The organism is Kribbella jejuensis, assembly GCF_006715085.1.
Taxonomy (GTDB): Bacteria; Actinomycetota; Actinomycetes; order Propionibacteriales; family Kribbellaceae; genus Kribbella; species Kribbella jejuensis.
Window position 1 is genome coordinate 2621552 of the sequence record NZ_VFMM01000001.1, and the last position, 17444, is coordinate 2638995.

Below are 17444 nucleotides of genomic sequence, written 5' to 3' on the forward strand. Positions count from 1 at the left end.
GTGAAGAAGCCGCAGACCAACCCCGTGGTGGCCCGGAACCGCAAGGCCGCCCACGACTACCAGCTGGGCGAGTCGTGGGAGGCCGGGATCGTGCTGGAAGGCCCGGAGGTGAAGGCGCTCCGGGCCGGCCGGGCGTCGCTGATCGGCGGGTTCGCGATGGTCGAGGAGCGGGAGATCTGGCTGCACGGTGTCTACATCCCGCAGTACTCCCAGTCCCGTTGGTTCGAAGGCGGCTCCCGCCGCAAGCGCAAACTGCTGCTGCACCGCGGCCAGATCGACAAGATCGAACGCAAGGTGAACGAGAGCGGCCTGACGATCGTCCCGATCACCCTGTATTTCAAGGAGGGCCGCGCCAAGGTCGAGATAGCCCTTGCCCGCGGCAAGAAAACCTGGGACAAACGCCAAACCCTCGCCGAACGCGAAGCGACCCGAGAAGCCGAACGAGCCCTGAACCGCCGCCGCAAGGGCCACCGCGACTAACACCGGGGGATTACGCCCAGGCGGGGTCCCGGCCGGTCAGGCCGAGGATGCGGTCCATGGTGGGCGAGTCGGCCGGTACCGCGACCTGCGGTGCGTACATGCCCATCGCCCGCCCCTGCTCGACGCCGGCGATCATCGACACGTGTAGATACGCGAGCAGGTCGGCGGGCAGCTCCAGCCGCTGCCCGGTCGCGACCGCCAGGTCCCAGCCGTGTACGGCCAACTCGCCGACGATCATGTCGCCCATGACGGGCGCGGGCAGGAGTTGCGGCGTACCCATGCTCGTCTCGCCGTCCCACGCGCTCGGCGGCGCCCACGACGACCTGATGTCGTCCAGTACGGCGAGCAGGCGGCCGCGCCAGTCACCAGCCGCGAGATCCACATCGGACTCGGTGGTCGCCGGCTGCGGAACGTTTTCCTTGCGGCCGGCGCCGGCGAGCGACGGGCCCCAGAACAGTAGATGGTTGACCAAGGCCCGTACGTCGTACTCCGTACAGGGCGTCTTGTTGACGAGCTGGTCGTCGGTGATGTTGCGAGCGACTGCGGCCATGGCGTCGGCCGCGTTGGAAAGGTGTGACATGGCGGCAACGCTAGGCCGGGCGGACCGGAGCGGTATTGAACAAAGGCGACATAAACTCCGTTGGGTGGGACGCGACATTCGTGAGCGGGCGAGCGCGTGGAAGAGGTATCAGCGGCACGCGTTTCACGAGCCGTCGCCGGCGCTCGCGCCGTGGGTGCAGCATTACTGGGAAGCTCGCTGGGACTACGCCGAGCCGTATCGGCAGAAGATCGTCCCGTACCCGAACGTGCACCTGTCGTTCGGCAGCGGCCATGCGGAGGTCAACGGGGTGTGCGGCCGCTACCAGATCAAGGTCCTCGAGGGCCGCGGCCACGTCTTCGGCGTCGCGTTCCGACCGGGCTGCTTCCGCCCATTCCTCGGCGCCTCCGTCTCGACGATCACCGACCGCGTCATACCGGCGACCGAGGTCTTCGGCCCGGACCTACCCAGGACGCTCGACGCGCCATCCATGGACGCGTTCTTACTGCAACACCTGCCAGACGACGACGCTCGGCTCCGCCAGGCGGCGGACGCGGTCGAGCTGATCGCCAAGGACAAGACCCTCACCAGAGTCGAACACGTCGCCGCCGAGCTGGGGCTGAGCGTACGGGGGCTGCAACGGCTGTTCGCCGAGTACGTCGGCATCGGCCCCAAGTGGGTCATCCGCCGCTACCGTCTACACGAAGTGACGGCCCGCATGGCCGCCGGCGGCACAATCAACTGGCCCGCCCTCGCCTCCGACCTGAACTACGCCGACCAGGCCCACCTGATCCGCGACTTCAAAAACATCTTCGGCGAACCCCCAACCAGGTACGCCGAGCGCTACTGATCAAGGCGATCAGCGTGCTGCTACTCGAACTGCCGGACGCATGCCGGTCATCTCCTCGCGGACATCGCGTCGGCGCTGGCGCTTGGAGAGGATTCCCGCATACGGTCGCCGCGTGAGGGACAAGGTGTTGGCCCTGCTGGGCGGGGCGCTGGTCGCGTGCGTGGTCGGCGGAGTGGCAATCGCCTCGGACGCCCCTCCCGTTCTGGCTTGCGCGGCAGCCGTAGCCCTAGTTGCGCTCGGCCCCGTGCTGCCGCCTCGCGGTCTGGCGCGATTCATCGTCCGGCGGCAACGGAAGCCCCTGGAAGTCACCCGTGTAGCGTTCCTGTTCGCATTCATCGGCATCAGGCTGGTCTGGGCAAGCACCAAGGCACTCGACGCCAGCACTTCTTGGCTGCGGTTCACGGGCTGGGTGGCGCTGACATGGTTCGGCACCATGGGTGCGAGTTTCGTAGCCGCTCTGCGTCAGGCCGCCGCCCTGAGGGTGGGCCGCACCGACGGCAGGTCACCACTCAGGCTCGGTCGAAGGCAGAACGCGCGCGGGTCAGACGATGTCGGCCGGAGGTCGTAAGGTCCGGCCGCGCCTTGTTCCAAAGGGGTCAACCCAGCGGCGCATCGACTGCGCCCTTCTGGCGTGCCGCGGCCAGTGGAGCCGGACAGAGGTCAGCGCTGACCCCGCCGGGGTCCAATCTCACGGGTCGCTGACGGCTGTTGAGGGCAATCCAGGGGCACGTCGGGGCACCGCTTCGCCGCAGCTAGCCAGTTTGGAAGATCGGCCGACGCCACGCTCAGCGACTGGGCCTGAACCTGAACCGATGTCCGCCCAGTGACCTCAATCGACCTGGCCGACCCCTCGTATTCGCTCGTTAATCGCGCACCATCGCCCAGGCAGTGATGCAACCTGCCGCATCATCAGCCCGGGTCTCCGATCCAGCCCACTCGGCCGCGTTCGACTTCTGCACTGCCCACGCAATGCATGGACGTCCTGATCGCCTCCGAATCACGAGCCCGAAGTAGCCGGGCCGCGCGGACAGCACGTCCGACCTGTTGAGCCGTCGAGTCCAGAACGGATTCCGTATGACGAGTTGCTCGCCTCTGAGCCTGACGTCGGGATGCATCGCCCCGAGCCACCAGATAGCCGTGAGGACGATGGTGAGCGGCACCAGATCTGCAGGGGGAAGATGCTCGACGATTGTGTCGACGGTCGCAACTACCGGAAGACCAAGCAGCACAACACCCGATCCGATGCGCCCGGCGAGACTGACTCTCCAAGTCCGCTCGTCGGGCTCTTCGCACGGACTCATGCGCGGAATTGTCGCAGCGCACGGGCGACCACACCTGCCCCATCCCCCTGATAGCTGCCAACCAAGGTCAGCGCGGCGCACGTCAAGAGTCGGCTTGCCGATCCCGTAGGGACGCCGTAGGCGCTCTTGATGCGTGTCGTGGTGGCCGTACGATCAGCGGCCGGGGGACGCGGTAACCCCACGGCCAGACGCTAGTACGTCGGCTCGTGCCAGTTGGGTGCATCGGTGAGGAACCGTCCTGCTTCTGGGCTCCGGCGAGGACGGCGCCCTGAGGCGGCGGAAGATTTGCGGTGGTCTACCGCGATCACGGCGATCGGTGTTTCCTAGCTTCGGGTTCACGACCTTCACCACACGGCTGCGTCGATCTGGCTCGGGCCCGGCGCTGACCCGAAGATGGCTCAGCGCATCCTCGGGCACGCGACTGCCGCGATGACGATGGACCTCTACGGCCACCAGATCGACGTCAGCCTGTGGGATGCCGCGCAGAGGGTCGCCTAGCACCCCGGCGGCCTCTAAGGGTTCGGAGCCCGAAACTACAAGACCCCCAGAGTCGGAGAGTGGTCTCTGACCTGGGGGTTTGGTGGAGCCGCCTGTCGGAATCGAACCGACGACCTTCTCATTACGAGTGCTGCTGACCATCGTCCGCGTCTGTTCACTGTGGTTCGCATTGCTTTATTTACAAGGCGATTGACCTTCCGCGAACGTTCAAGAACGGCCGCGTACTGCAACTGGTACTGCAACCGGATCGTGGATGGTCCGGCTGCCTGCCGAAGCCTCTCCTCCCGTTCCTCGGGCGAGGTTCTGGCAGCGGTGGCCTCACCGGACACTACTTGCGACCGATCGATGTCTGGCCGAGCGAAGCCACGCACCGAGCGGCGCGTCCGGTGGTTCATTTGACACGTAGATGTCAATCCCTAGCATTGTCTGGTATCACCAAAACTGCCTCAACAATCCCGTGGTTCTTACAGCGAGCGCGAATCGATTTTCCAAGCGTTTGATTAGCGGAATTAAGGAAGGATGTCGTGCCTAGCACCTTTCAGGCGGCGGCCGTACTGCTGATAGCGATCCTGCCCGGCGCGCTGTTCACTTGGTCCTACGAGCAACAAGTCAGCCGCTCCGGTAGTCATGTCGCTGACCGACTGATTCGCCTCGCGGGCGCGGCCGCGGTCTTCTTCGTGCTGTACGGCTGGATTCTGTATGACTGGTATCGCCGCTTTGTAGTGACGGGCCACCTCGAGGCCGGACGCCCGCTCCCATTTTGGGTCACCCTTGCTGCCGCGGCCATGCTCGCTGTCCCCTGGGCCGCAGGGGGTCTGATCGGGTACGCGGTACATGCCAGGAAGGCCTGGACCAAAGTCTTGACAGGCCCGGCACCATCGCCGCGCGCGTGGGACCACCTGTTCGGCGAACAGAACCTGAAGGGTTGGATTCGGCTGAAGTTGCGAGACGGCACATGGATATGGGGCGTCTGGGGCGGAAAACCTACCGCGAACGGCAATTCCAAGATCAGCTATGCGTCGGGGTATCCTGAGATCCAAGAGATTTACCTCACCGACACTGCGGAGGTCGATGATGCGGGATTCATGAAGTTCAAGGAAGGGTCTCATGAGCCCGCACTTCGAGGGGTAGGCATGCTCGTCCGCTGGGACGAGATCGTCTTTCTTGAGTATATGGAAGGTTAACTAATGACCGAAAAGGCCAAGTCCACCGGGCCGACGTCAATCCGTGGGGGCGGGTATCCGGCGAGCAACACCCCTGCGTCCGACCTGAAGCCCCCGCCGCCCGGCATGGTGAGCAAGGAGACCGTGCCCCAGCCCCAGCCCCAGCCGCAGAAGGAGCAGAAGTAGGTTTCTCGGCTCCGCGCGGAACTGGCGCGCAGCACCTGCTGCGCGGACAGACCCCCGCATCGCCCCGATAGCTGCCGACCTAGGTTCGGTGCGGCGCGGGTCAAGGGTCGGAGATCCCGGAGGGACGCCGTAGGCGCCCTTGACGCGTGCCGCGCCGGGCCGTCCCTCTCATGATTGCTAGCGGGGCGATGCGGGAACCCACGGACAGACGGGTGACGTCAGCAACCCGCGCGAGGCGGCAGCCGGCCACTCCGGCGAGCTGGTGCACTGGCAGGGCGTCGATCGTTGATGTCGAGTTCTGCTGTCTTCGGCCCGGCACCCTGTTGGCACGTGCGCGCCAAGCCAAGGGACGCGCCCAGAGCGCAGCGAAGCGGAGTGGCGGGCAGGCGTCCCGCCCTGTGGTGGCGGCGCGCTTTCGGGCCCTGGAGGGGCCCGTCTTGAAGACGTAGAGAAACTTGTCAGGTCATGCCACCGACGCGACCCGTACGGGTTGTGGCGCCTGGTGCTCACCTGGCATGGTAGGGCTGGTTTGCCGAGGTTTCCGAGCTGGCTTGGTCATCCAACCGACTGTGATGTTGGTGCTGCTCGTTAGCTTCGGTCCGAGCTCGGATGCGATCGAGGACGGTCGCGGCTCGAATACCTGGGGAGGACTACGTATGGCTGAGACCAAGACTGTTTTCGTCGCGTTCGCGATCGAGGACCAATGGCAGAGGGATGCGCTGAAGGGGCAGTCGCTGCACCCTCGTGCGCCATTCGAGTTCATTGACATGTCAGTGAAGGAGCCGTACGACTCAGGCTGGAAAGACAAGGTGCGCACGCGGATCCGTCGCTCCCACGGCGTGATCGCGCTCGTGAGTAAGAACTCGCTCACGTCCTCCGGGCAGAAGTGGGAGGTCCAGTGTGCTAAGGACGAGGGCAAGCCGCTCCTCGGCATTTGGGCGTACTCCGACGACCGTACCAATCTGGTCGGCGTCCGCACGGTGATCTGGTCCGACGCGAACATCGCCGGCTTCATCGACTCGCTCTAGGCCGGCTGAGATGCGTAAGGCGCTCATCGTCGGGATCGACCACTACGAACACATCTCCTCGCTCCACGGTGCCGTGAGCGACGCCCATAGCGTCAGGAGCGTGCTGGAACGTAATGCGGACGGCACCCTCAACTTCGCCCAGCCGAGGCTCATGACCGGCACCGGGCCCGGCGCAGCCGTCTCGCGAACCGAGCTGAGAGAAGCCGTCGAGGAGCTGTTCCGAGATGACGCCGACATCTCGCTCTTCTACTTCGCGGGGCACGGCTACATCGACGGGGCCGGGGGCTTCATCTGCGCGAGCGACTGCGCCAACGGGCACGACGGGCTCTCGCTGCATGATGTGATGACCTTCGCCAACAACTCGCCGGCAAAAAACAAGGTGATCATCCTCGACAGCTGTCACAGCGGCGTTGCTGGCGGCAACCCGATCGCGGGGCAGGTCGCCGAGATCAAGGAGGGCGTGACCATCCTGACCGCATCGACCGCGGACCAGTACGCCATGGAGGCGAACGGGTCGGGTGTATTCACGAGCCTCCTGGTCGACGCCCTGAGCGGCGCTGCAGCTAATCTCGTCGGCGACGTGACGCCCGGCAGCGTCTACGCGCACATCGACCAGTCACTCGGGAACTGGGCACAGCGGCCGGTCTTCAAGACGAACGTCAAGAAGTTCGTCTCGCTTCGGGAGGCTGACGCCCCGATCGAGCTGGCCCAGTTGCAGAAGCTCACGGTGCTGTTCCAGGAGGCGACCGCACAGCTCCAGCTCGACCCAGCCTATGAGCCCGAGCGGTCGGGCACGGAAGACGACGCCGTACCGCCACCGGACCCTGTCAAGAACGCCGACTTCGCGGTGCTGCAGGAACTTGTGAAGGTGAACCTGGTCCGTCCGGTTGGAGCGCCGCACATGTGGCATGCGGCGATGGAGTCGAAGGCATGCGAGTTGACCGTGCTCGGCCAGCACTATTGGAGACTCGTGAAGCAGGACCTGATCTGATGTCGTCTTCAGATCGGATCCGCGAGGTTCTCGAGAGCGACGAGACCGTCGAGCGGCTGGCGGCGATCGAGCACGACCGATGGGCGCACTGGCAGCGGTACCTCCACGACCATTGCGAACGCACGGGGGATGGGTCTCTGGTGATCCCCGCCGAGCTGGCGGCGCGGTGGGAGATCCAGATCGAGACGCGGTATCCGGAACTGTCCGAGCAGGAGAAGGAAAGTGACCGGGAGCAGGTCTATCGGTACCTACCGACGATCATCGAGGTCCTGACTCGGTGACGCTCGCCCTAGGTCAGCGCGCGCCTAGCAATCTCGAAAGGCTTGCCATGCGGTCTACAACTGCATTCGCACCGGCATCTGCGAGGTCAGCAGCCTTACCGGGTTTGTTGGCGTAGCCAATGCTTCGGGCACCGGCCGCAGTAGCCGCCGCGACGTCACTGACTTGATCGCCGATCAGCACACAATCCCCGACGGCGATATGCAATGCCTCTGCTGCTTGGTTCACGAGATACGGACTCGGCTTCATCCGCTCGACATGGATGGGGTCGCGTGCCTCGATGTGGCGGATGCGATCGGCGAGGCCTGCGTGCTCGATGTAGCTGCGTACGGAAGGTGCGCAGTTGTTGCTCACGATGGCAACCGGAAGACCGGCCGAGCTGCACGCGTCAAGGAACTCAGACACGCCCGGGGTGGGGGTCGCGCTCTCGACAGCCTCAATCTCAGCGGCTTGCAGTGCTTCCTCGACGAGTCGCCACACCTTCTCCCCGAGGGCTGCTGATGCAGCTAGAACCTCGTGTGGACCGCTGGCATCAGCAATCTCATCAGGCAGCTCGGCTACAGCGTCGCGGATGAGGGCGCGTAGTTCTTCTGCGATCTGTGGCGCTGGGTACCCGGCGAAGACCGAACAGACTGGACCGTCGAAGTCCAGCAGTACGGCTTGGGTGGAGCGGAGGACAGATGCAGGGGATTCGGCGGTCACGGGGTGTGGGCTCGGCTGATGGTGCCCCAGACGCTCTCGAACCAGCTACGGGCCTGGTCGACGTACTGCGAACCCGTGGCCCGGTCGTCATCTGTAACTGAGTGATGGAACAACACGGTGTCCTTACCTACGGCATCGAAGATGGGCACGCTCTTCCCATCGATACGGACTTCCCGCTCAACTACGGGATAGAAGCCGAAGAAGACCTCCTCCTCGTTGAGGAGGTACAGCTTGAACATCATCGGGAGACTCACGACGCGGCACTCGACGTTGGCCTTCTGGACCAAGCCGATGTTGCCGAGTTCTTCGATGGACTCGATGATTTGGCCGGCCGATCGATGTGCGATCTGCTCGACTCGGCCACGTACAGCCGGGTCGTCGCCCGGCTTACGTCCCGCTCGTGACGGCACAGCCAGCGGCTGCGACATGTCCGGGATGAGGAGCCGAATACTGATCGACTCGGGAGTGAGGCGCCCACGCCGGATTCGGTCGACCGGCTCCTCGAGGGCACCAAGCAGGGTCTCTCCTGTCAGACCGGCGAAGTCGATGGTGACCCTGGGGTGCTCGAACGCGCGCTCAATCGACGGGCGTAGCCCTACAGCCTGGTCGGCCCGGTCGCGGACGTAAACGCCACTGCCCGCACGAGACACGATGAGTCCCTCGTCCCGCAGGAGACGCAGCGCTTGCTGGATGGTCATCCGAGCAACCCCAAACTGCGTCGCGAGATCGTTCTGCGACGGCAGCTTCTCACCCGCATTGAAGCGTTGGGTGAGGATCGCCGCACGCAGTGTGTTGGCTACCTGCTTGTACGGCGGACGCGAGTCATTCGGGTCGAGCTCCATACGTCGATGGTAGCTCCTGGCTAGGCAGCCTAGGAAAAGGTTGTCCAGGTTCTTGACCTGGCTAGGCAGGCTGGGTAGCTTAGGCGCTACGAAATCTGGCTAGCGAGGCTAGCTCGCTTGTTCAGTAGCACCGCAGTGGTGCTGACCAAACGCCTAGGAGGGCGATTCCTGATGAAGCTGAACATCGACACCACGGGCAAGACGTTCACTGTCACCAAGGCTGTGGAGGAGAAGAAGGACCAGAACGGCCGGCAGAAGGCTGACCGGAACACCAACGAGCTGCTCTGGTCGGTTCAGGTGATGGCGCTCGACGAGACGGGCGGCGAGGTGATCAACGTGACTCTGGCGGGCAATGCCATGCCGAAGGTCAACGTTGGCTCCGTCGTCGTACCGGTCGAGCTGGAGGCCATGCCGTGGGCCACCAACGGGCGGAACGGTGTCGCGTACAAGGCCAAGAGCCTCAACGCCGCGTCGGGTTCTGCGAAGTAGTACTCCACTCATCCCGTGATTCGTGCACTGCTCAGCTAGGGGGTAGTCATGTCGCAACCGATGGAAGACCGAACCGTCACAGCGAATCAGGCACGGGCCGAGTATGTGGCCAAGTGCAACGAAATCATCGAGATCGAGATGGTTCTCACCTACCTCGAAACCGCCCTCGTGCGCGGCCTGAAGGTGGCCGAACCGGTCGTGACCGACCACCGCGAGGTGCATGCCGTCTACGCGTCTGACGCGTTCTGGCAACTGCTGGAGATGTACCGCGAGGCCGAGAACCGGCGTCGTGATCTGTACACCGCACGCGACTACGCGCTGCTGGTGTGGAAGTCGGCTTCCCCGGCGGAAGCCACCGCGGTTGACGCTTACGTGTCAACGCTGATCGACAACCTCTAGAAACCAAGAACGGCCCTCGAAAGGGCCGCTCCCTGGAACACGGACACGGGGTCGGACCCGGCCTAGGAAACCAACCCGGCCTCGTGTCTTTCCATCTCACCACCCCACTGGGAGGGGCGAGCTATGCCCAAATCTACCCGTAAGCGCTCGGCCGGTCGAGCACGCAGCACGTCACGTGGTGCCGTCGAAACCATCACCCGTTCGAAACAGAGTCTGCCGGTCATCCTGCTGCTGGCGATCTGGCGCTGGCGTTGGGAACTGACCCTGGTCGCCTCCGTCGCCTACATCATCTGGAAGCACGGCGCGGGCATCGTCGAGTTCTTCGGCGACAAGCTCCCTGTCTGGTTCACCGTGGCGCTGACCGTTCTGGTCGGCTGGTGGCTGGTCGTTGACAACCCGGTTCGGCGCTTCCTGCGCAACCGGATGTGGTGCGTCGTCACCCGGCATCGCATCCGGGCCTGTCTGACCGAGATGCGAACCCTGAACTACTCGGGAAACCTGCCCTTCATCCTCGGCTGCTTCGCCACTAAGACCGGGCAGGTCGTCTGGCTGTGGATGCGTCCCGGTCTGTCGATCGAAGACCTGGACAACAAGGCCGAAACTCTGGCGTCTGCGTGCTGGGCGCGCAAGGCCACCATCGCTCGCTCGAAAAGCAACGCCGCCATTGTGCGGATCGACATTGACCGTCGCGACCCCTTGGCGAGCAAGACGATCGACTCGCCACTGCTCGATGACACCAGCGCCATGCCCGAAGCGGCAGTGGCCGATGACGCAGTTCTGGCGTTCCTCACGCCCGACAGCGCCTCCGACGAGTCCACCACGCAGAACGACCACACGGAAAGGCCGGCCAAAACCGGCAGTGGTGAGACGCGCACTCGAACATCCAAGACCAAGACCACCGCTGCCGTGCACGACAGCCAGACGGTGATCTTGGGTGCTAACGGAGAAGACGTGTCCGACTATGTCTAGCTTCAAACCCAACCGTTTCAAGGTGTTCCCCCGGCGCGAGCCGGGGGTCACCCCCGTACCCAAGGGTGCACTTTCGATCTACGACCCGATCTACCTCGGGGTCGACACACGCGGCAAGTCCGTCTATGTGACGTTGATGTACCGCAACATCCTCATCGGCGGCGAACCCGGCGCCGGAAAGTCCGTTGCACTGGGCAACATCGTCTCTCACGCCGCGCTCTGCACCGACGTGGACCTGGTCCTGATCGACGGCAAGATCGTCGAACTGCTGCCATACGCACCTGTCGCCGAAGAGTTTGTCGGCAACGACATCACCAAAGCGCTCCGCGTCCTGCGCAAACTGCAGGCCGATCTCAATGAGCGCTACCTGCACCTGGCCCGCACCGGCCGCAAGAAGATTACCGCCGACGACGGCTACCGCGCCAAGCTCGTAGCCATTGACGAACTGGCGTACTTCACCGTCACCGTCGGCACCAAGGAACAACAAGAAGAGTTCCGCACCCTTGTACGGGACATCGTCGCCCGCGGCCGCGCCGCTGGCATCATCGTGGTCGCCGCAACCCAGCGGCCTTCCGCCGACATCGTTCCCACGTCACTGCGGGACCTGTTCGGCTACCGGCTCGCATTCCGCTGCGCCACCGACTCCAGCTCGGACATCATCCTCGGCACCGGCTGGGCCTCCCAAGGCCACACCGCCGTGGACATCGAACCCGAAGCCCTCGGCGTCGGGCTGCTCCGCGCTGAAGGCGGCTTCCCGCGCCGCCTCAAGACGGCCTACCTCAACGACCGTCACGTCAACCAGATCGTCCGTCGCGCCGCTCACCTCCGGAGGGCCGCATGATCCGCATCAAACCCGTCCCCGCTAACGCCTTCACCGGCGTCCGCGACAACGACGGCAACACCGGATGGCTCCACGACTGCGGAGCCTTCACCTACTCACCCGACCAACCCCACCGCTGCGGCGTGTGCTGGTCCGCACTGCGCAACGGCCAAGCCCACAACGGCAACTGGCAACGCGCTTACATCACCAAGGAGGCGTCATGACCTACCACGACGCCAACGGCGGCGAACGCGACGACCGGATGTTCATCGGCTACGAGTTCACCGACGACGCGGTGGCCGGCATCAACCTCGCCTGCAACGGCGAAACCCCGCTGGTCGCGATCGACCTCGGCAACACCCCGATCGAACTCGAACTCATCACCGGCTCCGTGACCGCACTGAGCCAGTTGATCGACGCGCTCTACGAGGCTCGCGCCCTGCTCGAGGAACACCTCGTACAGCACGCCACCCAATCCGACACCTGGACGGACGGAGCCGTGTTCGTCCCCGACGCCTGGACCAACCAGAAAGGGGACCAGTCATGAGCAGCATCCGGTCTCTCGAAGAGCTGGTGCGCACCCACCACCGCGTCATCAGGAACGCCTTGCAGGCCCTGTACGACGACGTGAACGCTCACCAGGACCACTACCGCGAACAAGACCCCGGCGACGAGCAATACCTCTACTACGTCGCGGTCGTCTCCAACGACATCTACGACCTCAAGATGCACGTCGACGGAACCCTCTCGGTATGGGACGGGACCAAATGAGCCCTGTTCGTAAGCCGTCACCGGCGCAGCTGGCAGCCCGCTACCGGCGACTCGATCAAGCGATGTACGCCGTGTTCAGCGATGTCCTCGACTACTGCGAAGACATCCGCGTCCAGGCCGAACAACGACTCGGCACCACCGACGAAGACCTCGTGATCACCGACGCCGAGTACGGCAAGGCACTCGACGTGTTCGGCGAGGTCATGGACATCAAGACCCGCATCCAGAACTTCCGCACGACATGGATCGGAGACAACTGATGCACACCGCAATCGCGACACCGGTACCCGTGCCAACTCCCGGATCGGATCCGCAACCGGAAAGGCCGGCCACCACGACCAAGCTCACCGGCCTCACCACCCACAACACCACGGCCCTCACAGGTATGGACGGATGGATGGTCACCAAGACCACCGCCACCTACGCGGGCAGCCCCACAGCGGCTCTCAACGCCGTACAGAAGCAGATGGACCACGTCCGGGCCACCGAAGGAGGCAGAGCCACCGGGTACGCCTCACTCATCGCGGTCCGCAACAAGCTGAAGGAACTCAGCACCGGCGGCAGTCACCCGGCCGTCTCGGTCACGATCAAGCGAGCCAAGAAGGCCAGCGCCGCGACGGCCTCGAAGACTCGCAGTGGGTCACCGAAGGCGCGACTGACACGTAAGCGTCAAGACGAGTACACCACCGCAGAACTGGTCTCCGCACTCGAAGGAGCCTGGTCCGCGATCCGCACCAACCACACCGAAGTGCCCGCCGTCGTGATCATCGTCGGCTCCGGCACCGCCACCAAACAGGCCAAGTACGGCCACTTCGCCCCCACCCGGTGGCAGCACGGCGAACAAGCGCTGGCGGAAGTCCTCATCTCTGGCGAAGGACTCAAACGACCTGTCGAAGAGGTCTTCACCACCCTGCTCCACGAAGCCGGACATGCTCTGGCGAACGTCCGCGAGATCAAGGACACCAGCCGCCAAGGCCGCTGGCACAACCAGAAGTTCGCTGCACTCGCCTCCGAGCTCGGCCTCGACACCACCAAGGATCCCCGCATCGGATGGTCACCCTGCACGCTGCGCAAGGAAACCGCGGCCACTTACAAGAGCGTCCTCGCTGAACTGAAGAAGGCGCTCATCGCCTACCGCCACCCCGAGATGGTGGCCGGCACTTCGACGAAGAACAACAACAACGCCGTCGCCTGCGCATGCCAGTGCCCACGGCGTATCCGCGTCGCCAAGCAGGTCCTCGAACTAGGGGACATCACCTGCGGCGTCTGCGAAGCCACCTTCGTCATCGACGAGTAACCCCAGTCACCGAACCCGTTCGTTGCTGGCTCCCGTCTCCGGAACCCACCAGGTCCCGGAGACGAGGGCGAACACCGAACCACCCCGACAGACCACTCCAAGGAAGGACCCTCGTGATGACCACCAACCGCAACGCCTACGCCGAAGTCACCGTCTACCACGCCGTTGCCGACAGCACCTTCCTGTGCGACTGGGTCGCCAACGACCACCTCGACGGACACGACTGGTGCCCCACCGTCCTCGAACCCGGCGACGACTACACCGTCATCGCCATCGACGGACACACCGAAGCCCGCTACTGCCCCGGCTGCGGATACCAGCTCTTCGGCGTCTCGACTCTCGACCCCGCCCGTCCCGCCACCGGGTCGACCACCAGCTCCACCGCCGCCTGACACGTAACTGTCAACGCGACCCGGCGCAGACCGCGCTGAGCCCGGAAAGGAGGAACCGTTCCGTGACCACCAGCACGCCCACGACCCCGATCGAGCCGCCGAGCGGCCTCCAAGACCCGCTCCTGCACGTCGAGTCGTACCGGCCCCGCGTCGATCCGGGCAAACGCTCCAATCCCGCCTCCGGCCTCGAGCAAGCAGTAGCCCGCGCAGCATCAGCCGCGGACTACGCGCAATACACCGCTTGGTTGGATCACACCGCCTCGGCAGGTGGCTGCGCCCGGCCCATCCAGCTGCGCGGCGAAGCCCACGTCGTGTCCGAACGCACCGGGCGGATCATCTCCACCCGGCATACCGACGATATGCCTGACCGGGTCATCTACAAGGCCTGCGGGAACCGCCGCGCCGCCGTTTGCCCCTCCTGCGCAGAGACCTACCGCGGCGACACCTACCAACTCGTGTTGGCCGGCCTCCAGGGCGGCAAAGGCATCCCGCAGTCCGTCGCCCAGCACCCGTCCACATTCGTCACCTTCACCGCCCCCACCTTCGGCCCTATCCACGGCACCCGCTCCATCCGTACCCGTGACGGCCAGATCCGCAACCGGCCCTGCCGACCCCGCCGCAACGCCGAGATCTGCCCCCACGGCGTCGACCTGCGCTGCCACCAGACCCACCACGACGGCGAGAAGATCCTCGGCACACCGCTCTGCTTGGACTGCTACGACCATGACCACCAGGTCGTTTGGAACGCTCTGTCCGGTGAGCTGTGGCGGCGCACGATGGATCGCGCCAAAGAGATTCTCCGGGTCGAAGCGAAGCAGCACGGCTGCTCGGTCAAACTGTCCTACGGCAAGGTCGCCGAACTCCAGGCACGTGGTGTCGCCCACTTCCACGCGCTCATGCGTCTCGACGGCATCAACCCGCTCGATCCGACCGTGATCGAGCCGCCTGCGTGCGCTGCGACCTTCAAAATGCTCTCCGACGCGGTACGCCGCGCCGCTGCGTCCGTCCGGTTCCGGTCCCTCCCGCACCCTGATCGGCCCGAAGGCTGGCTCATCGAATGGGGCACCCAACTCGACCTGCGTCCCGTCCGGCTCGCAGTCGACGGAGCAATCACCGACACCGCCGTCGCCGGGTACCTCGCCAAGTACGCCACCAAGGGCGCTGAAGCCACCGGGCATTCATCGGCAAGGCTGACGAATGCCACCGTCCACCGGTACGCCGACCACCACACGCACGCCGGCCGATTGGTCGACGCCTGCTGGAGACTTGGACGACCCGGCTCCGACCTGGACGAAACCGAGGCGGCCAAGAACTCCGGACGGCTGTCCTACAGGCGGTTGCAGCGCTGGGCACACATGCTCGGCTTCGGCGGCCACTTCTCCACCAAGTCCCGCCAGTACTCGACGACTCTCAAGGCACTCCGTGAGGCGCGGGCGAACTGGCGACGCGACCACCACCGCACCCAAGACCACACCGACAGCACCGAGACAACCCTCATCGTCGGCAACTTCAGCTACGCCGGAACGGGCTGGAAGACCCTTGGCGACGCGCTCCTTGCCAACACCGCCGCTGCCAAAGCACGAGAACACAGACGCCTGCTGAAAGAACTGCTTGCCGAGAACAACGACTGACACGTAACTGTCAACGAGAGGAGGTGACCAGATGCCCGAACTACAGATCCTGATGACGGTCGAGGAGGCCGCGAAGGCACTGAGCGTTGGACGTACCCAGATGTTCAAGCTCATTGCGGATGGAGCGGTCTCCTCTGTGCGGATTGGACGTTCGCGTCGCGTGTCTGTCGATGCGATCCGCGAGTACGCAAAGAAGTTGGAGGACTCGGCGGCGTGACGACTGTGTCGCCTCTCGATATGGAAAGGGTTGGAAGCCAGTGAGCACGCGGAAGCCGAACCTTCGAAGTTCGATCTACGAAAGCAAGACCGACGGGAAGTGGCACGGCTGGGTGACCATGGGCGTCAAGTCGGATGGATCACCGGACCGCCGACATCGCACCGGAGCGACTGAAACTGACGTCACACGCAAGGTGCGGAAGCTCGAGCAGGAGCGTGACGCGGGCAAGACCAGCAAGCCAGGCCGGAAACCAACTGTCGCTGAGTGGATGACCACCTACCTTGAGACGATCTGTCCGCGGCTGGTTGCTACGGGGAAAATGACACCGGGCACCCTGGATGACTACCTGTCGCTCAATCGGGTGTGGATCGCGCCGCACCTCGGCAAGCACCGGCTCGATCGCCTTTACCCCGACCACCTGGACGAGCTGTACACCGCCATGGCGTTGGCCGGCCGCAAGGAGTCGACAGTGCTCAAGGTCCATCGCGTCCTGAGCCGCGCGTTGGAGGTCGCACACAGGCGCGACAAGGTTGGGCGGAACGTCGCCAAGCTCATCGACGCACCCAGCGCCGGGGACGGAGAGATCAAGCCGCTGACGCAAGCCGAGGCGCGGAACATTCTGACCGCAGCGGCCAAACGCCGGAATGGCACTCGGTGGGCAATCGGTCTCGCGATGGGACTCCGACAGGGCGAGGCGATCGGTCTGCGTTGGGAGTACGTCGACCTCGACGCGGGACAGGTCCGCGTCTGGTGGCAGTTGAAGCGCGACAAGTGGCAGCACGGCTGCGATGATCCCGTCGCCTGCTGCGAGGACAAGCACCGTCGACCCTGCCCGAAGGACTGTCCGAAGGCTGCACGGAAGTCTGGTCGCCGCCATCAGTGCATCGGCAAGGATGCCAAGCGGCTGTGCCCGGACGGATGCAAGCGCCACGCCAGCACATGCCCGCAGCGGCGCGGTGGTGGTCTGGTGTTCCGGCCGCCGAAGGGCAAGAGCAAGCGGACAGTTCCGCTGCCTCCCGAGCTAGTACCCCTGCTCCGGTTGCACCGAGTTGCCCAGAACGCTGAGCGGCTCGCAGCCGGATCCGAGTGGGAGGATCATGACCTCGTGTTCTGTCGGCCGGATGGACGACCGATCGACCCGCGCAAGGACTGGGACGACTGGAAAGACCTTCTCGCAGTGGCCGGCGTCCGGGATGCTCGCGTGCACGACGGACGGCACACAGCCGCCACGGTGCTGATCGAGCTCGGCGTCCACGTCCGGATCGTGCAGGAGATCCTCGGTCACTCCGACATCCGACTGACGCAGCGATACACGCACGTTGCGTCACCGATGGCAGCCGACGCTGCCCAGCAGATGGGCCGCGCCCTCTGGGGCGGTACGCCGTGAAAATGGCCGAACTGCAACTCGAACTGCAACCGGGCGGGGTGCCCGGTTCCACGTCGGACGGTGTTTGCGCAGGTCAGCGCGTACTTCTGGTGGAGCCGCCTGTCGGAATCGAACCGACGACCTTCTCATTACGAGTGAGACGCTCTGCCGACTGAGCTAAGGCGGCGGGTGCTGCGGCAAGAGTGTAGCGGGAGGAGGGGGAGGATTCCGAATC

24 protein-coding genes and 1 tRNA gene are annotated in these 17444 nt (G+C 64.7%); 21 read left to right on the forward strand and 4 right to left on the reverse strand.

Going from position 1 to position 17444, the window contains the following annotated elements:
• The gene (gene smpB / locus FB475_RS12860) at positions 1–480 is read left to right on the forward strand and encodes an SsrA-binding protein SmpB (RefSeq protein ID WP_141855709.1); all 480 of its coding nucleotides are present in this window, start codon (positions 1–3) and stop codon (positions 478–480) included.
• 10 nt (positions 481–490) lie between these two features.
• Here the strand turns inward: smpB and FB475_RS12865 are convergent, their stop codons facing one another.
• Positions 491–1060, reverse strand: coding sequence for a TIGR03086 family metal-binding protein (locus tag FB475_RS12865; protein WP_141855712.1), 570 nt, complete (start codon positions 1058–1060; stop codon positions 491–493).
• A 64-nt stretch (positions 1061–1124) separates the two neighbouring features.
• Between FB475_RS12865 and FB475_RS12870 the strand changes: the two genes are divergently transcribed.
• From FB475_RS12870 to FB475_RS12905, 7 genes are all read left to right on the forward strand, one after another.
• On the forward strand, positions 1125–1868 hold the full coding sequence (locus tag FB475_RS12870) for a helix-turn-helix domain-containing protein (protein ID WP_238332118.1): 744 nt from the start codon (positions 1125–1127) through the stop codon (positions 1866–1868).
• Between the two features lie 112 nt (positions 1869–1980).
• Entirely contained in the window at positions 1981–2436 is a 456-nt protein-coding gene (locus FB475_RS12875) for a hypothetical protein (protein ID WP_141855714.1), read from the forward strand.
• A 1755-nt stretch (positions 2437–4191) separates the two neighbouring features.
• Positions 4192–4851: a DUF6338 family protein gene (locus tag FB475_RS12890; RefSeq protein WP_141855719.1), complete on the forward strand. Its 660-nt coding sequence runs from the start codon at positions 4192–4194 to the stop codon at positions 4849–4851.
• A gap of 3 nt (positions 4852–4854) precedes the next feature.
• A complete protein-coding gene (locus FB475_RS36730; RefSeq protein WP_185759234.1) occupies positions 4855–5016 on the forward strand; it encodes a hypothetical protein in 162 nt (53 codons plus the stop codon).
• 656 nt (positions 5017–5672) lie between these two features.
• On the forward strand, positions 5673–6044 hold the full coding sequence (locus FB475_RS12895; protein WP_141855721.1) for a TIR domain-containing protein: 372 nt from the start codon (positions 5673–5675) through the stop codon (positions 6042–6044).
• Positions 6045–6054: 10 nt separating this feature from the next.
• Entirely contained in the window at positions 6055–7035 is a 981-nt protein-coding gene (locus tag FB475_RS12900; RefSeq protein WP_141855723.1) for a caspase family protein, read from the forward strand.
• Positions 7035–7316: a hypothetical protein gene (locus FB475_RS12905; RefSeq protein WP_141855725.1), complete on the forward strand. Its 282-nt coding sequence runs from the start codon at positions 7035–7037 to the stop codon at positions 7314–7316. Before FB475_RS12900 ends, FB475_RS12905 begins: the two co-directional genes overlap by 1 nt.
• A 13-nt stretch (positions 7317–7329) precedes the next feature.
• Here the strand turns inward: FB475_RS12905 and FB475_RS12910 are convergent, their stop codons facing one another.
• Positions 7330–8016, reverse strand: a complete 687-nt coding sequence (locus FB475_RS12910) for an HAD family hydrolase (RefSeq protein ID WP_185759235.1) — start codon at positions 8014–8016, stop codon at positions 7330–7332.
• A complete protein-coding gene (locus FB475_RS12915) occupies positions 8013–8858 on the reverse strand; it encodes a GntR family transcriptional regulator (protein ID WP_141855729.1) in 846 nt (281 codons plus the stop codon). Before FB475_RS12915 ends, FB475_RS12910 begins: the two co-directional genes overlap by 4 nt.
• Before the next feature lie 171 nt (positions 8859–9029).
• On the opposite strand from FB475_RS12915, the gene FB475_RS12920 reads away from it, so the two are divergent.
• The 13 genes from FB475_RS12920 to FB475_RS12980 all read left to right on the forward strand — a co-directional run bounded on the left by FB475_RS12920 (position 9030) and on the right by FB475_RS12980 (position 17230).
• Positions 9030–9347: a hypothetical protein gene (locus FB475_RS12920; protein ID WP_141855731.1), complete on the forward strand. Its 318-nt coding sequence runs from the start codon at positions 9030–9032 to the stop codon at positions 9345–9347.
• 48 nt (positions 9348–9395) lie between these two features.
• On the forward strand, positions 9396–9746 hold the full coding sequence (locus FB475_RS12925; protein WP_141855733.1) for a hypothetical protein: 351 nt from the start codon (positions 9396–9398) through the stop codon (positions 9744–9746).
• A 123-nt stretch (positions 9747–9869) separates the two neighbouring features.
• Entirely contained in the window at positions 9870–10715 is an 846-nt protein-coding gene (locus FB475_RS12930; RefSeq protein WP_141855735.1) for a hypothetical protein, read from the forward strand.
• Positions 10708–11556 carry an FtsK/SpoIIIE domain-containing protein gene (locus FB475_RS12935; RefSeq protein WP_141855737.1) on the forward strand — a complete coding sequence of 283 codons (849 nt, stop codon included), beginning with the start codon at positions 10708–10710 and terminating at the stop codon, positions 11554–11556. The genes FB475_RS12930 and FB475_RS12935 overlap by 8 nt, the downstream gene beginning before the upstream one ends.
• Complete coding sequence (locus FB475_RS12940; protein WP_141855739.1) at positions 11553–11759, forward strand: hypothetical protein; 207 nt, start codon at positions 11553–11555, stop codon at positions 11757–11759. The genes FB475_RS12935 and FB475_RS12940 overlap by 4 nt, the downstream gene beginning before the upstream one ends.
• Entirely contained in the window at positions 11756–12082 is a 327-nt protein-coding gene (locus FB475_RS12945) for a hypothetical protein (RefSeq protein ID WP_141855741.1), read from the forward strand. The genes FB475_RS12940 and FB475_RS12945 overlap by 4 nt, the downstream gene beginning before the upstream one ends.
• Positions 12079–12306, forward strand: coding sequence for a hypothetical protein (locus FB475_RS12950; RefSeq protein ID WP_141855743.1), 228 nt, complete (start codon positions 12079–12081; stop codon positions 12304–12306). The genes FB475_RS12945 and FB475_RS12950 overlap by 4 nt, the downstream gene beginning before the upstream one ends.
• The gene (locus tag FB475_RS12955; protein WP_141855744.1) at positions 12303–12566 is read left to right on the forward strand and encodes a hypothetical protein; all 264 of its coding nucleotides are present in this window, start codon (positions 12303–12305) and stop codon (positions 12564–12566) included. Before FB475_RS12950 ends, FB475_RS12955 begins: the two co-directional genes overlap by 4 nt.
• Before the next feature lie 137 nt (positions 12567–12703).
• Positions 12704–13603 carry a hypothetical protein gene (locus FB475_RS12960; protein WP_141855747.1) on the forward strand — a complete coding sequence of 300 codons (900 nt, stop codon included), beginning with the start codon at positions 12704–12706 and terminating at the stop codon, positions 13601–13603.
• A 116-nt stretch (positions 13604–13719) separates the two neighbouring features.
• Entirely contained in the window at positions 13720–13995 is a 276-nt protein-coding gene (locus tag FB475_RS12965) for a hypothetical protein (protein WP_141855749.1), read from the forward strand.
• Positions 13996–14057: 62 nt separating this feature from the next.
• Positions 14058–15626: a replication initiator gene (locus FB475_RS12970; protein WP_141855751.1), complete on the forward strand. Its 1569-nt coding sequence runs from the start codon at positions 14058–14060 to the stop codon at positions 15624–15626.
• Between the two features lie 31 nt (positions 15627–15657).
• Positions 15658–15843 carry an excisionase family DNA-binding protein gene (locus tag FB475_RS12975; RefSeq protein WP_141855753.1) on the forward strand — a complete coding sequence of 62 codons (186 nt, stop codon included), beginning with the start codon at positions 15658–15660 and terminating at the stop codon, positions 15841–15843.
• Between the two features lie 268 nt (positions 15844–16111).
• Positions 16112–17230, forward strand: coding sequence for a tyrosine-type recombinase/integrase (locus FB475_RS12980; RefSeq protein ID WP_202878319.1), 1119 nt, complete (start codon positions 16112–16114; stop codon positions 17228–17230).
• A 90-nt stretch (positions 17231–17320) separates the two neighbouring features.
• Here the strand turns inward: FB475_RS12980 and FB475_RS12985 are convergent.
• Positions 17321–17396, reverse strand: a tRNA-Thr gene (locus FB475_RS12985).
• Positions 17397–17444 lie beyond the last annotated feature (48 nt).